The organism is Kushneria konosiri (assembly GCF_002155145.1).
Classification (GTDB): Bacteria; Pseudomonadota; Gammaproteobacteria; order Pseudomonadales; family Halomonadaceae; genus Kushneria; species Kushneria konosiri.
The window spans coordinates 1,695,841-1,709,177 of record NZ_CP021323.1; the positions used below are offsets into that span (position 1 = coordinate 1,695,841).

Below are 13,337 nucleotides of genomic sequence, written 5' to 3' on the forward strand. Positions count from 1 at the left end.
TTTTCTTTTGAGTCGAGTGAGTTATGGACGCCAGGCCAGTGCTGCGCGAGCACTGGCCTGATCGATCAGGAGGCCTGATGTGCGTCGCGTACCGACGCGCGGCCGGTGTCATCCTCGGCACCGGCGGCCTCGCGATAGGCGGCTTCCTCTTCGGCTTCTACCTCGGGGGTGAAGCGTACGGCCAGCGCGGCCAGCGAGATCACCACCACCGCCACGCCGAGATAGAATAGCCCTTCCTGATAGGTCAGCGCCTCGCTTCGAAACAGAAAGCCTGCGGCGACAGCGCCAGCGTTGCCCCCGGCCCCCACGATGCCGGCCACGGCGCCCAGCGCCTTTTTATTGATAAACGGCACCACGCCAAAGGTAGCGCCTTCGGCCATCTGCACGAACAGGCTGAACACCAGCATGATGCCGATGGCCAGTGCCAGCACCTCCATGTGCGCAAAGCCGATCAGGGCAATGCCTTCACACAGCATGGCCAGAAACAGCCAGCGGACCCGGCCCTTGAGCCCGCTCTTGCGGGCAAACAGATCCGAAAAGACCCCGCCCAGCGTTCGGGCGAACAGGTTCATCATCCCGAACAGCCCCGCAATCAGACCGGCGGTGGCCAGATTCAGCGAGAAGGTGTCAAAAAAGTAGATGGCGGCGATGTTGTTGATGGTCAGCTCGACCCCGAAGCAGGCGGCATAGACCAGAAACAGCGCCCAGACGCGGATGTCCTTTGCGGCGGCGGCAAAGCTCTGGAAAGCCCCATGTTCCCGAGTGGCTTCAGGCAGCTCGCCGCGGGCGCGCAGCTCATCAAAGTTGCCGTTCGGTGCGTCCTGCGTCAGCCGGTAATAGGCGATGCCGGTCAGAAACAGCACGATGCCCGGCACGACCATGGCCAGTCGCCAGCCCAGCGTTTCGCTGACCCCGAGCATCAAAACGCCCGAGAACACCAGCGGCATCAGAATCTGGGTGGTGCCGCCCCCCAGATTGCCCCAGCCGGCCGTGGTGGCGTTGGCGGTGCCGACCACGTTGGGCGCGAACATGATCGTGGAGTGGTACTGGGTAATCACAAACGATGCCCCGATGGCGCCGATGGCCAGTCGCGCCATCAAAAAGGTTTCAAAGCTGTCGGCCAGACCGATCAGCATGACCGGCAGTGAGCCCAGGCACAAAAGCCAGGTATAAGCCTTGCGTGGCCCGATGCGGTCACACAGCAGGCCGATGAGCAGCCGCACCACGATGGTGATGGCGACCGAGGCGATGATGGTGTTGCCGATCTGGGTCTTGGTCAGTCCCAGGTCATCACGGACCACGGCCATCAGCGGGGCGATACCGAACCAGCCGAAAAAGCACACGTGGAAGGCAAACCACGATAGATGGAAGGCGCGCATCTGTGGGGTCGAAAAGGTCAGTAACCGTATCCTGTTGGCTTTGTTACGGATGTCCATCACTCGTTCTCCGTGGTTGACGACACTCAAGGGACATGGCCTTACAAACGACAACGGCGCCCACCGACCTTCCCGTGTTGCAGGAAGGTGGGTGGACGCCGTTGTCCGATACACGCAGGCCCGAGGGCGCAACGTGTCATGTCTTGTCAGGGAAGGGGCAAGGGCCTGGTGGCATTGCCCGTTCGAACCGCCTTTGGCTCGGGGCATGTCACCTCAAGCAGATGTGAGGCCAGAATCAAAAGAATGCCGACATTTCAGGACACTACTACGAAGCAGAGCGTGATGGGCCCCTTGCAGGGCGGTGGGCAGGGGGGCGTCAGGGACCCTGGCGGTGCACCGGTGATGCGTGATGCACCGAAGCGGCGCCGACCTGGCATTAGGTGCAGTCGATCATCGCCCGGGCAATCGAGACCAGCGGCTGGCTCTGATCCATTGCGGCCTTGCGCATCAGGCGATAGGCGCTGTCTTCATCGATATGCTGCTGCGCCATGAGCAGGCCCTTGGCGCGCTCGATCAGCTTGCGCTCGCGCAGGGTTTTGCGGGTGTGAGCCAGTTCATCGCTTAACTGCTGAAGCCGGTGATTCTGGGTCTGGACCAGTTCCAGCAGGGAGCGGTCGAAGTATCGCACCGTGACCGGTGCGGCCGGGGCGTCGACCTCCGGGGTGGGCGACAGTGTGGTCGGCTCTGCCCGGGTCGTCACGTCATCAATACGATCACGACCGCTGGCCTGCTCAAGCGCCTGGCAACAGCTCTGGTGCAGCGCCTCGACGAGCTGATCCTCGATGGCCTTCATGGCATCGATGCGCTGGGTCGCCAGGGCGTACCACTGCTCACCGGGTGCCTCGAGATCGTCCGGCAGGACCGTCTCGGCAAGCGCCATGGCGCGGAGATGCCCCAGCGTGCTCAGCGTGGGGTGATCGGCGAGCGCGGCCCACCGGCGTCGGGCCGTCTCATCGGCGAACTCGGTAAACGTATCGAAGCAGTCCTGCTGGGCATCGATCAGCGATTGAAGGGTGTGGCGGTGGGCATCATCGAAACGCCCCAGGGTGAAGCCCAGTGCTCCACAGGCGCGCTCCTGTCCGGCCAGCTCCTTGCCCTGAATGAAATGAAAGAGGCTGACCAGCGCGCGGGTGATATCGGCATCGCTGGCGGTATCAGCCACCTCGAACACCACCGAAAGCAGCGTGCCGATGGCCCGGTTGTAGAGACGGGTCGCCTCATCGGCGCTCACCTGCTGGGCCGCCACCCGGGTGCGCAGCTCCGCGAGCGCATCCAGTGCCGTCACCGCCCCGGCCAGACGCCGGAGCAGGCGGGGAGAATAGGCGCGGGCCTCATGCGATGCCTCATCGCGAGCGCTCATCCAGTGGGTCAGTGCCGCGTGCAGCTGAGTATCGGCCTGACGACTGTGATCCGCGTGCGCCTGGTAGCGTTCGATAAAGCGTTGACCGCGCGAGCCCAGCACGATGCTTGCCGCCCCACGCTCGCGCTGCAGGGCATGCACCAGCTGGCTGAGCGGCCCTACCAGCGCACAGAGGGCAATCAGCTGATGAAGTCGGTCGATATCGGAGGCGTTGGCGGCCGCCAGCAGCCGCTCAAGGGTCGAGCTGGTCACGGTCATGTCCTCGGGCCTCGACCTGGATCAGGCCGAGACGGTCTTGTTGTTGGTGTTGTTCGAGTGTACCAGCACGACTCGCGTCGTCATCGGGGGGAGTAGTGCCGAAGGGGCACAGGCAACAAGTTTTATCAAAAACTGCCTGGATGGCCCGCTTATTGCTTGAGGTGCTGACAGTTCAATGACGGCTATCGAGGTTTCGAACATGCAAACTTCCGACTACCCCCTGCGCGAGGTACCTGTCAGCGCGCGTAAAGGGTTGTTGTCCACTTCGGTCGTATTACTGGGGTTTACCTTCTTCACTGCGACCATGTGGGCCGGTGGCTCGCTGGGTCAGGCTTTTCCTATCGGTCAGCTTTTATGGATCGTGCTGCTGGGCAACCTGCTGCTGGGCGCCTACGCTGCCGCTCTTGGCTATATTGCCTGCAAGAGCGGACTGAACGCGGTGCTCATGGGACGCTTCTGCTTCGGCGAAAAAGGCAGCAAGCTTTCGGATTTCATCCTCGGCTTCACCCAGATCGGCTGGTACGCCTGGGGCACCGCCACCATCGCCGTAGTGCTGGTACGCACCACAGGGATGCAGGAGTGGATGGAGATCCCTCTGATGGTGCTTTTTGGGTTTGGTTTTTGTATCACTGCGATGATCGGCTACCGCGGCATGGACTGGCTTTCGCGCTTCGCTGTGCCGGCGATGATGCTCTTCATCGTGCTGAGCCTGATCACGGGGCTGGTCGATGTCGGCGGTGCGACCGGTCTTGCTCGGCAGCTTCCCACCGAGAGCATGAGTGTGGCCGCGGCCATTACGTTAATCATTGGCACCTTTATCAGCGGTGGCACCCAGGCTACAAACTGGAGCCGCTTCGCCAGTAGCCCACGCATCGCGGTGATCGCGACACTGGCGGCCTTTTTGGTGGGCAACGGCCTGATGGTACTGACCGGCGCACTGGGGGCGATGATTTACCAGCAGGCAGACATCGTTGATGTGCTGATCGCCCAGGGCTTTGTCTCCATTGCGGTATTGATGCTCTTTCTCAACATCTGGACCACTCAGGACAACACCATCTACAACTTCGCAGTGGCCGGGTGCAACCTGCTCCGCACTGACCGGCGCCGCACGATCACCGTGATCGGCGCCGCCATCGGTACTGTGCTGGCGGTAGGCGGCATGTACAACTACCTGATTCCGTTTCTGGTGCTGCTCGGTACCTTCATTCCGCCGATGGGCGGGGTCATCATGGCGGATTTCTGGCTCAAGCATCAGGGCCGCTATCCTGCCCTGACGGAGGCCTCGCTTCCCGACTTCAACCGTCGTGGCCTTGGCGCCTATGCCATAGGCGCAGCGGCGGCCTATTTTTCTCCGCTTCTGCCGCCTCTGGTCGGCGTACTGGTCGCTGCCCTAAGCTACGCATTGCTTTTGAGCATTCGCCCCCGGGTGTCTGCCGATCATCCTTCCACTCCCGCCAAACCCTCTGCGAGCCACTGAATGCACATCATCAATGCCCGCTTACGTCATCGCTCCGAGCTTTTTGAGCTGAAAATCGAAAACGGCATCTTCGTCGGCATCGACGTCCAGCAGGGCCACATCGAGGCTACGGATGTACACATCGACGCCGGCGGAAAGCTCGCCTGTGCGCCTTTCATCGAACCTCATATCCATCTGGACGCCGCGCTGACCGCCGGCGAACCTGCCTGGAACGAGAGCGGCACGCTGTTCGAAGGCATTGAACGCTGGGGCGAACGCAAGCCGATGCTCTCCGAGGCGGACATTCGCACGCGTGTTTACAAGACACTTAACCTGTTGATCAATAACGGCGTGCAGTTTGTGCGTACCCATGCCGACACCAGCGACCCGAGCCTGGTCGGTCTCAAGACATTGTGCGCATTGCGCGACGAGCTCAAGGACAGGATCGACATTCAGGTGGTCGCCTTTCCCCAGGAGGGTCTGCTCTCTTATCCCGGCGGTGAAAAGCTGATGGAGGAGGCGCTGGAGATCGGCGCCGACGTGGTAGGTGGCATCCCCCATTTCGAATACACCCGAGAGCTTGGTGTGGCCTCGATGAAGCGGGTGATCGAGCTGGCCTTGAAATATGACCGTCTGGTCGATGTGCACTGTGATGAGATCGACGATCCCAATTCGCGTTTTCTCGAAGTATTGGCCTGTGAAGCGCTATTCAATGATATGGGCTCGCGCGTTACCGCCAGCCACACGGTGGCAATGCACTCCTATGACAACGCCTACTGCTCCAAACTCTTCCGACTACTCAAGAAATCAAACATCAACTTCATCTCATGCCCCACCGAGAGTATTCATCTGCAGGGGCGTTTTGATACCTATCCCAAGCGCCGTGGCGTGACCCGGGTCAAGGAGCTTAACGAGGCCGGCATTAACGTCTGCTTCGCTGAAGACTCCATTTTTGATCCCTGGTATTCGCTGGGCAACGGTCGGCTTCTGCGCACGCTCGATTTTGGCCTGCATATCTGCCAGATGATGGGCCACAAGGATTTCAGCCAGGCGCTTGATCTGGTAACCGATAACAGCGCCCGTACACTCAGCATTGAAGCGGGCTACGGCATCGAGGTCGGCAAGCCCGCAAGCTTCAACCTGCTCGAAGGCGAGGACGACTACAGCGTGCTGCGCAACCAGGGCGATGTGTTGCTCTCGGTACGCAAGGGCGAGGTGATCATGCAGCGTGAGCCGTCGAAGGTCGTCACACCGCCCTAGATTGGCTGAGTTCGCAAAAGCGCGTCAGGTACGATGAGAGCAATGGTCAGGTCATGTAGTCACTAACCAGTTCCAGGTAGTGATTCGAGCATTTTTCTGCCTGGGCTGACTGCATGCCGCCATTATGCGGATGGGGCGTTGTCAGTTGCTGAGACCTCATCAGGTCAATGCTGATACAACGCGAAGCTTTCTGTACCTGCACATCACTCCCTGATGGAATCCGGGGAAAGGCCCCACCCCTACCTCGCCGTATATCCCCCATCGATCGGCAGACACACGCCGCTGATCATGCCCGCGCCGTCGCTGAGCATAAAGAGGATCGGTTCGACCACATCGGCAAGCTCGGCAAAGCGGTGCAGCGGTATGGCCGCGAGCATCGGGTCGCGCTTTTCCGGTGCCGACCACACCTTCTGCGCCATGGGTGTGAGCGTGACGGTCGGGTTGACGCTGTTGACCCGAATCTCGTGCGCGCCCCATTCCAGACACAGTGAACGTGTGATGGCGTCCATCGCCGCCTTGGAGGCGCTGTAGGCGAGATGGTCATCCAGCCCCACAAGGGAGGCCTGACTCGAGACGTTGACGATGCTGCCGCCTTTACCGGCCTCGATCATGCCGCGGGCCACACAGCGCGCGGCGATGGCGGCGGCGCGGGCATTGGTGTGAAACACCTGATCGATCGCGTCTGCCGGCAGGGTCAGTGCGGGTTCCACATGGGTGATGCCGGCGCTGTTGACCAGCCCGTCAAACGGGCCGTGCTCGACAATGGCCTGTTCAAGCGCCTCGGTATCGGTCAGCTCCAGCGTACAGGTGATGCAGCCGGCAGCCTCGAGCGCCGCCAGCGCCTCGAGATTGCGGCCGAGTGCGACCACCTCGGCGTGCTGCTCGCGCAGGGCCAGCGCGACGGCCTGGCCAATGCCGCTGGTCGCACCGGTGACCAGATAGCGCCGGCCCTGAAGGCCGGCGTACTGGGTGATTGCTTGTGTGTGGCTCATCTCGTCCTCGCGTGCAGCGCTCAGGGCACCAGCAGTACCTTGATGGATTCAGCGGCGGTTGCCATGCGAAAGCCCTCTTCGAACTCGGCCAGCGGCAACTCGTGGGTGACGATGCCATCGGTGGTCACCAGCCCGCGCGCCATCAGGTCGATCGCGACCGGGAACGTGTGCGGGGAGAGGTGGGCGCCGCGCACATCGAGCTCCTTGCGATCGCCGATGATCGACCAGTCCACCGTGGTCTCCTTGCCGAACACGCTGAACTCCACAAAGCGCCCCAGCTTGCGGATGATCTCAAGGCCCTGGCGCACGCCGGTCGGTGAGCCGGTCGCCTCGATATAGACATCGCAGCCATAGCCGCCGGTCAACTCCTTCACGCGGGCGTTGACGTCATCGCGCGCGGGGTTGAGCACCACATCGGCGCCAAACCGTTTGGCCAGTTCCAGACGCTCGTCGATCATGTCGATGACGATCAGCTGCTTCGGCGTCTTGAGGTGCGCCACCTGCACCATGGCAAGGCCGATCGGCCCGGCACCGGCGACCACCACGGTGTCATCAAGCTGAATGTCGCCGCGGTTGACGGCGTGAATGCCGCAGGCCAGCGGTTCGATGAACGCGGACTGGGCCAGGCTCAGGCTCTCGGGAATGCGGTGCAGGCGCGCCTTCGCCGGGATGCGCATGTACTCGGCCATGCCGCCCTCGGCAACCTCGTGCTGAAAGCCCAGAATGTTGTGGACTTCACACATCCAGTAGTGGCCGCTGTCGCAGTAGCGGCACTTGCCGCACGGCACGATCTGCTCGGCGATTGCCTGATCGCCCACGCGCACGTCGAAGTGCTCTTCCGCGCCCGGGCCCATCTCGATGACTTCACCAAAGAACTCGTGACCGGCGACGACCGGGGCCTTCACCCAGGCGGGCTGGCCGTTGCCGCCCCAGAACATCTCGGCACCGCCGCGGCATTTCACGTCGCTGGCGCAGATGCCGCAGGCGCCGATTTTCAGAATCACTTCACCGGGTCCGGCGGTGGGGCGGGCCACCGATTCCAGTCGATAGTCGTTGGGGGCGTGGCAAACCACGGCCTGCATGGTGGCGGTTGCATCGGTCATGTTCGAACTCCTGTCGTGAAAGGGGTGAGGGTCAGGCGTTGCGGCCGCGCCCGATGTAAATGGCCAGCAGGATGATGCCGCCCTTGACCACATCCTGGAGGTAGGGCGATACGCCCATCAGGTTGAGGCCGTTGTTCAGGATCGCCAGCAGCATGGCGCCCACCAGCGTGCCGAGAATCGCCCCGCGACCACCGGCAATCGCCGCGCCACCCAGTACCACGGCGGCAATGGCATCGAGCTCAAAGCCGGTGCCGGCATTGGGCTGGCCGCTCATCAGGCGGGAAGTAATGACCAGGCCCGCGATCGCGGCGGTCAGGCCGCTGATGGTGTAGACCATCAGCTTGAAGCGCGGCACGCGAATGCCGGTCAGGCGGGTGGCTTCCTCGTTGCCGCCGATGGCGTAGACGTAGCGGCCAAAGGCGGTGTGGTGCAGCACCACATAAGCGACCAGGTAAACCAGCAGCATGATCACGATCGGGGCCTGAATGCCCAGCACCTCGCCGCGACCGAAGAAGGCAAAGCCGGCCGGCAGGCCCGAGATCGGGTAGCCGCCGGTGTAGATCAGCCCCAGCCCTCGGGCGATGCCCATGGTGGCGAGCGTTACGATGATCGGTGGCATGCGGGCAAAGGCCACACAGGCGCCGTTGAAGGCGCCAAACGCCATGCCCAGCAAGAGCCCGACGATGACCGCCACGGTGGGCGGCCAGCCTCCCGCCATCAGCCCCGCCATGATGGTGCCGGAGAGCGCCATCACCGGTCCGACCGAGAGATCAATCCCGCCGGTGAAGATCGCAAAGCTCATGCCCACGGCGATGATGCCGATGATCGCGCCCTGGCGGGCGACGTTGGAGAGGTTGTTGGGCAGCAGGAAGTTGTCATTGACCAGCGCCATGACAATGAACACGGCGATAAAGCCAAGCAGCGGAAAAAAGACCGGCGAATGCACCAGCCGGGACCAGCGCGAACGGCGCTGGCGTCGGGGCTTTGAATTCACATCAGACGTTGAGGCAGACGTATTCATGAGGCGTGCTCCATGGTGGCCGCCGCGTCATCGGTGGCACCCGTGGGGTGATCAAGGGAAATCTGGCGGGTGGCGTGGGTCATGATGGTGCTGGCCTTGATTTCGTCACCGGCAAGTGTGGCCACCACATGGCCGTGGTTGAACACCAGCACGCGGTCGCACAGGCCGGTGATTTCGGGCAGCTCCGAGGAGATCATGACAATCGAGATGCCCTGGGCGGTGAGCGTTTTCATCAGGGCGTAGATCTCGGATTTCGCGCCGACATCAATGCCGCGGGTCGGTTCGTCAAAGATCAGCACCCGGCAGCCGCGCTCCAGCCAGCGGGCGATGACCACCTTTTGCTGGTTGCCGCCGGAGAGCGTGCCGACCACGGTGTCGCTACCCGGCGCCTTGACCCGAACCCGGTCCATCAGCGTCTCGGTCGCTGCCTGCTCGCGGCGGCGGCTGATAAAGGGGGCAGGGGACTGAAAGCGCTCGAGATGGTTGATCGAGATGTTGTCGGCGCAGGTGAAGGGCAGAATCAGCCCCTGCTGCTTGCGGTTTTCCGGCAACAGTCCGATGCCGCGTCTGAGCGCATCGGCGGGGGATTTGAGTGTCACCGCTTCACCTTCCAGGCGCATATGGCGCTCGGCCACCGGGTGCGCACCGATCATGGCCAGTGCCATTTCGCTGCGCCCGGAGCCGACCAGCCCGGCAAACCCCAGAATCTCACCGCGGGCCAGCTGGATGTGGTCGGTATGCTTTCGGCCGGCCATGCGAATGCGGGCATCGAGCACGATGTCGTCGGCAGGTGGCGGTGTCTGGCGCTCGGGGAAGATGTTGTCGACCCGCCGGCCGACCATCTGCTCGACCAGCGCGCCGGCATCGGTGTCCGCCACGTTGAGCGTGGTGACGTACTCGCCATCGCGCAGCACGGTGACCCGGTCGCAGATCTCAAAGATCTCTTCCATGTGGTGAGAGATGAACACCATCGCCACGCCCTGGTCCCGCAGCTGGCGCATGATGGCAAAGAGCCGTTCGACCTCGGTGGGGGTGAGCGGGGCGGTGGGCTCATCGAGCACCAGCACGCGGGCATTGAGCGACAGCGCCTTGGCGATCTCGACGAACTGCTGATCGGCCACGCTGAGATGGTGCACGTGAATCAGCGGGTCGATATCGATGCCCAGCCGTTCAAACAGGGCGCAGGCCTTATCCACCATCTCGCCGTGGCGAATCAGCCCCAGCGCATTGCGCGGCTCGCGCCCGAGAAAGATGTTGTCCACCACGCTGAGCCCGGGGATCAGGCTGAACTCCTGAAAGACGATGCCGACACCGGCGGCGCAGGCGCGTCGATAGCTCGAGAAATGCTGGGCGTGGCCGTCGATCAGGATCTCGCCGCTGTCGGGCTGATGAATGCCGCAGAGAATTTTCATCAGTGTCGACTTGCCGGCGCCGTTTTCCCCCAGCAGGGCGTGAATCTCGCCGGCCTCGACACTGAGGCTGACGTCATGCAGCGCGCGCACGCCGGGGAAGCTCTTGCTCACGCCTTCCAGTGACAATAGCGCCATGAATACCTCCTGAGCGCGGCTCTGACGAGGCGCGCTCGGGTGATCGGTTTACCAGTGAACGTCTCTACCAGCGAACGCCCTTACCAGTGAAAGTCGCCGGCGTTGTCGGCGGTCACCAGGGTGACGTCGATCGGTATCTCTTTGGGAGAGTCTTCACCACGGTATTTCTTCACGGCCAGCTCGAGGGCCTGGGTGACCATGGTGGCCGGGTGCTGGGCGGCGATCGCGATCAGCGGCGAGTTGGGCTGTTGCATGGCCTTGACCGCTTCCGGGTTGCCGTCAACGCTGGCCAGTTTCACGTCATTGCCGGACGACTGGATGGCGACCAGCGCGCCGAGCGAACCCACGTCGTTGACGCTGAAGATGCCGGCCAGATCCGGATGGGCCTGCAGCATGTTTTCGGTCACGTTCATCGCGGTGGAGCGTTCCTGATGACCGTTTTGCTTGTCGACCACCTCGATGCCGTCAAACTCGCCAAGCGCCTTTTCGCAGCCTTCGACGCGCTGGAGAATCGGCACCACCGGGATACCGTCAAGAATGGCAACCTTGCCCTTGCCGTCGAGCTGCTCGCCCATGTAGTGGCAGGCCTTGTAGCCGGCATCGAAGTTCTTCGAACCGACGAAGCCATCGATCGGCCCTTCGGCCTGGGCATCAACGGCCACGACCGGCACGCCGGCGTCATGGGCCGAGAGCACGGCCGACTGGATGCCGACAGAATCGGTCGGGTTGAGCAGCAGGATATCGATACCGCGCTGGAGCATGTCCTCGACATCGTTGATCTGTTTGGAGATGTCGTGACGGGCATCGGTGAACACGAGACTGGCACCCATGTCGTTGGCCGCTTCCTGCAGCGCACGCTGCATGGTCACGAAATAGACGTTGTTGAGCTCCTGAAAGGACATGCCGATGACAAGTTCATCGTCGGGCTTGTCATGGGCCTTGTCAGCGGCACCGGCCAGCGGAATCGTTGAGGCGGCCAGCAGTGTCGTGACGAGAGTGGCGCCCAGAAGACCTTTGGCGCTTGGGATCGTGATAGGCATGATGGTTTCCCGGCTGATCATGAAGGCATGGCAGGTGCCATGAGCGGTCAACAACGTTGGCAGCGCTTCCTCATATCACCGATTCATCGGCCGGATGCGATAATGTTAACGTTGTCATTCGGCATTTAGCGGTGTTTTATACGCCCGAGCAATTCACCTTTGGGTGATTGAACCAAGGTCGACAGGCCGTGTGCGGTCACCCTGTGTCAGGGTAGCGCCACGCCATTATCAGGAGCCGTCATGAGCGCTTATTACCTGGGAATCGATGTGGGGTCGGCCAGCGTCAGGGCCGGCGTGTTCGATGCGCGCGGGCGCTGTGTGGCGCAGGCAGCGCGCGAGATCGCGCAGTACCGACCGCGCGCCGGTTTTGTCGAGCAGTCCAGCGACAACATCTGGTCGCAGTGCGTGGCGGCCGTGCGCGCGGCGGTGAGTGAGGCCGGTATCGATGGCGGTTCGGTGCGGGCAATCGGCTTTGATGCCACCTGTTCGCTGGTGGCGCTGAATGATCAGGGCACCCCAGTTTCGGTGTCACCGGACAACATTGATGACCACAACATCGTGATGTGGATGGATCATCGCGCCATTGAAGAAGCCGAAGAGATTGTCGCAACCCGGCATCCGGCGCTGGAATACATCGGCGGGCAGGTCAGTCCGGAGCTGGAACTGCCGAAGCTTTTATGGCTCAAGCGCCAGCGCCCTGATCAGTTTGAACGGGCAGCACTGTTTCTCGATCTGGCCGATTTCATGGTGGCACGCGCCATCGGCGATCTGGACGGGCGGCATGAGCCGGAGCGCAGCGTCTGCACACAGGTCTGCAAGTGGCTCTATCTCGCCCATGAAGGGCGCTGGCCGGAGGATCTGCTCGAACGACTGGGACTCGATGAATTGATGTCGCGCCCGGCGATGCAGGGCGAGATTCGCGCCCCCGGCTCCCGGGCCGGCACGCTTTCCCCTGAAGCTGCCGAGGCGATGGGGCTGTCTTCTGACACGGTCGTGGCCATCGGGCTGATCGACGCCCACGCTGGCGCCCTTGGCATGCTGGGGGACGACCCGGAGGGAAGCCTGGCCGTGATTGCCGGCACCTCGGCCTGTCATATCGCCTTCTCTCACGAGCCCTGCTTCGTGCCGGGTGTCTGGGGCCCTTACTGGGGCGCGGTGCTGCCGGATGGCTGGATCAACGAGGGCGGGCAGAGCGCGGTGGGGGCGCTGATCGATCACGTGATTGCCGACAGCGGCGCAAGGGATGCGCTGATGGCGGCGGCCGAGCGTGATGGAATCAGCCATTTCGAGTGGCTCAATCAGCGGCTGGAGACGCTGGAAGAGGAAAGCCGCGACGAGCTGACCCGGCATCTGCACCTGCTGGACCATCACCATGGCAATCGCTCGCCGCTGGCGGATGCCTCTCTCAAGGGGATGGTCAGCGGGCTGACGCTTGATCGTGACATCGATGGCTTGGCCGTGCGCTATCTGGCCACCCTGCAGGCGGTCAGCCTGGGCACGCGCCATATCGTCGAGACGCTCAACGCTCACGGGCATGACATCAAGCGGCTGCGCCTGTGCGGCGGGGCGCTCAAGAACGCGCGCTGGCTGAAGGAGTTGAGCGATGCCACCGGGCTTGTCATCGAGCTGCCCGAGGAACGCGAGACGGTGCTGTTGGGCAGTGCGATGCTGGCAGCCACCGCCTGTGGTGATCACCCGGGACTTCGTCAGGCGGCCGCGGCGATGAGCGCGACGGCGCAGACGATCACACCGGACGTGACCCGGCGCGGCTTTTTTGACGCCAAGTACCGGGTCTATCGCCAGATGCATCAGGACCAGCTGCGCTATCGTGAGCTCATGGAAACGCGCTGACTGGATGGCTGAC

Annotated in this window: 10 protein-coding genes; 3 read left to right on the top strand and 7 right to left on the bottom strand. The window is 62.7% G+C overall.

Going from position 1 to position 13,337, the window contains the following annotated elements; genetic code table 11:
* Positions 1 to 65: 65 nt before the first annotated feature.
* Complete coding sequence (locus B9G99_RS07890; protein ID WP_086621559.1) at positions 66 to 1,436, bottom strand: MFS transporter; 1,371 nt, start codon at positions 1,434 to 1,436, stop codon at positions 66 to 68.
* A gap of 376 nt (positions 1,437 to 1,812) precedes the next feature.
* Positions 1,813 to 3,048 (bottom strand): nitrate regulatory protein, encoded by a 1,236-nt coding sequence (locus tag B9G99_RS07895; RefSeq protein WP_158521461.1) that lies wholly within the window; start codon positions 3,046 to 3,048, stop codon positions 1,813 to 1,815.
* Positions 3,049 to 3,253: 205 nt separating this feature from the next.
* Between B9G99_RS07895 and codB the strand changes: the two genes are divergently transcribed.
* Together codB and codA are read left to right on the top strand one after the other, a co-directional pair.
* A complete protein-coding gene (gene codB / locus B9G99_RS07900; RefSeq protein ID WP_086623373.1) occupies positions 3,254 to 4,531 on the top strand; it encodes a cytosine permease in 1,278 nt (425 codons plus the stop codon).
* Entirely contained in the window at positions 4,532 to 5,770 is a 1,239-nt protein-coding gene (gene codA, locus B9G99_RS07905; RefSeq protein ID WP_086621561.1) for a cytosine deaminase, read from the top strand.
* 239 nt (positions 5,771 to 6,009) lie between these two features.
* Here the strand turns inward: codA and B9G99_RS07910 are convergent, their stop codons facing one another.
* From B9G99_RS07910 to B9G99_RS07930, 5 genes are all read right to left on the bottom strand, one after another.
* Positions 6,010 to 6,762 carry an SDR family oxidoreductase gene (locus B9G99_RS07910; RefSeq protein WP_086621562.1) on the bottom strand — a complete coding sequence of 251 codons (753 nt, stop codon included), beginning with the start codon at positions 6,760 to 6,762 and terminating at the stop codon, positions 6,010 to 6,012.
* A gap of 20 nt (positions 6,763 to 6,782) precedes the next feature.
* Positions 6,783 to 7,865: a zinc-binding dehydrogenase gene (locus B9G99_RS07915; protein ID WP_086621563.1), complete on the bottom strand. Its 1,083-nt coding sequence runs from the start codon at positions 7,863 to 7,865 to the stop codon at positions 6,783 to 6,785.
* A 31-nt stretch (positions 7,866 to 7,896) separates the two neighbouring features.
* Complete coding sequence (locus B9G99_RS07920) at positions 7,897 to 8,886, bottom strand: ABC transporter permease (RefSeq protein WP_086621564.1); 990 nt, start codon at positions 8,884 to 8,886, stop codon at positions 7,897 to 7,899.
* Entirely contained in the window at positions 8,883 to 10,433 is a 1,551-nt protein-coding gene (locus B9G99_RS07925) for a sugar ABC transporter ATP-binding protein (RefSeq protein ID WP_086621565.1), read from the bottom strand. Before B9G99_RS07925 ends, B9G99_RS07920 begins: the two co-directional genes overlap by 4 nt.
* An 80-nt stretch (positions 10,434 to 10,513) precedes the next feature.
* Positions 10,514 to 11,473, bottom strand: coding sequence for an ABC transporter substrate-binding protein (locus B9G99_RS07930; RefSeq protein WP_086623374.1), 960 nt, complete (start codon positions 11,471 to 11,473; stop codon positions 10,514 to 10,516).
* Positions 11,474 to 11,713: 240 nt separating this feature from the next.
* On the opposite strand from B9G99_RS07930, the gene B9G99_RS07935 reads away from it, so the two are divergent.
* Positions 11,714 to 13,324 (top strand): FGGY-family carbohydrate kinase, encoded by a 1,611-nt coding sequence (locus B9G99_RS07935; RefSeq protein ID WP_086621566.1) that lies wholly within the window; start codon positions 11,714 to 11,716, stop codon positions 13,322 to 13,324.
* The last annotated feature ends 13 nt before the right edge of the window (positions 13,325 to 13,337 follow it).

Coding starts and splice junctions, on each gene's coding strand:
- B9G99_RS07915 (WP_086621563.1), bottom strand. CDS start 7,865: ATGACCGATGCAACCGCCACCATGCAGGCCGTGGTTTGCCACGCCCCC.
- B9G99_RS07930 (WP_086623374.1), bottom strand. CDS start 11,473: ATGCCTATCACGATCCCAAGCGCCAAAGGTCTTCTGGGCGCCACTCTC.
- B9G99_RS07890 (WP_086621559.1), bottom strand. CDS start 1,436: ATGGACATCCGTAACAAAGCCAACAGGATACGGTTACTGACCTTTTCG.
- B9G99_RS07910 (WP_086621562.1), bottom strand. CDS start 6,762: ATGAGCCACACACAAGCAATCACCCAGTACGCCGGCCTTCAGGGCCGG.
- codB (WP_086623373.1), top strand. CDS start 3,254: ATGCAAACTTCCGACTACCCCCTGCGCGAGGTACCTGTCAGCGCGCGT.
- B9G99_RS07920 (WP_086621564.1), bottom strand. CDS start 8,886: ATGAATACGTCTGCCTCAACGTCTGATGTGAATTCAAAGCCCCGACGC.
- B9G99_RS07935 (WP_086621566.1), top strand. CDS start 11,714: ATGAGCGCTTATTACCTGGGAATCGATGTGGGGTCGGCCAGCGTCAGG.
- codA (WP_086621561.1), top strand. CDS start 4,532: ATGCACATCATCAATGCCCGCTTACGTCATCGCTCCGAGCTTTTTGAG.
- B9G99_RS07925 (WP_086621565.1), bottom strand. CDS start 10,433: ATGGCGCTATTGTCACTGGAAGGCGTGAGCAAGAGCTTCCCCGGCGTG.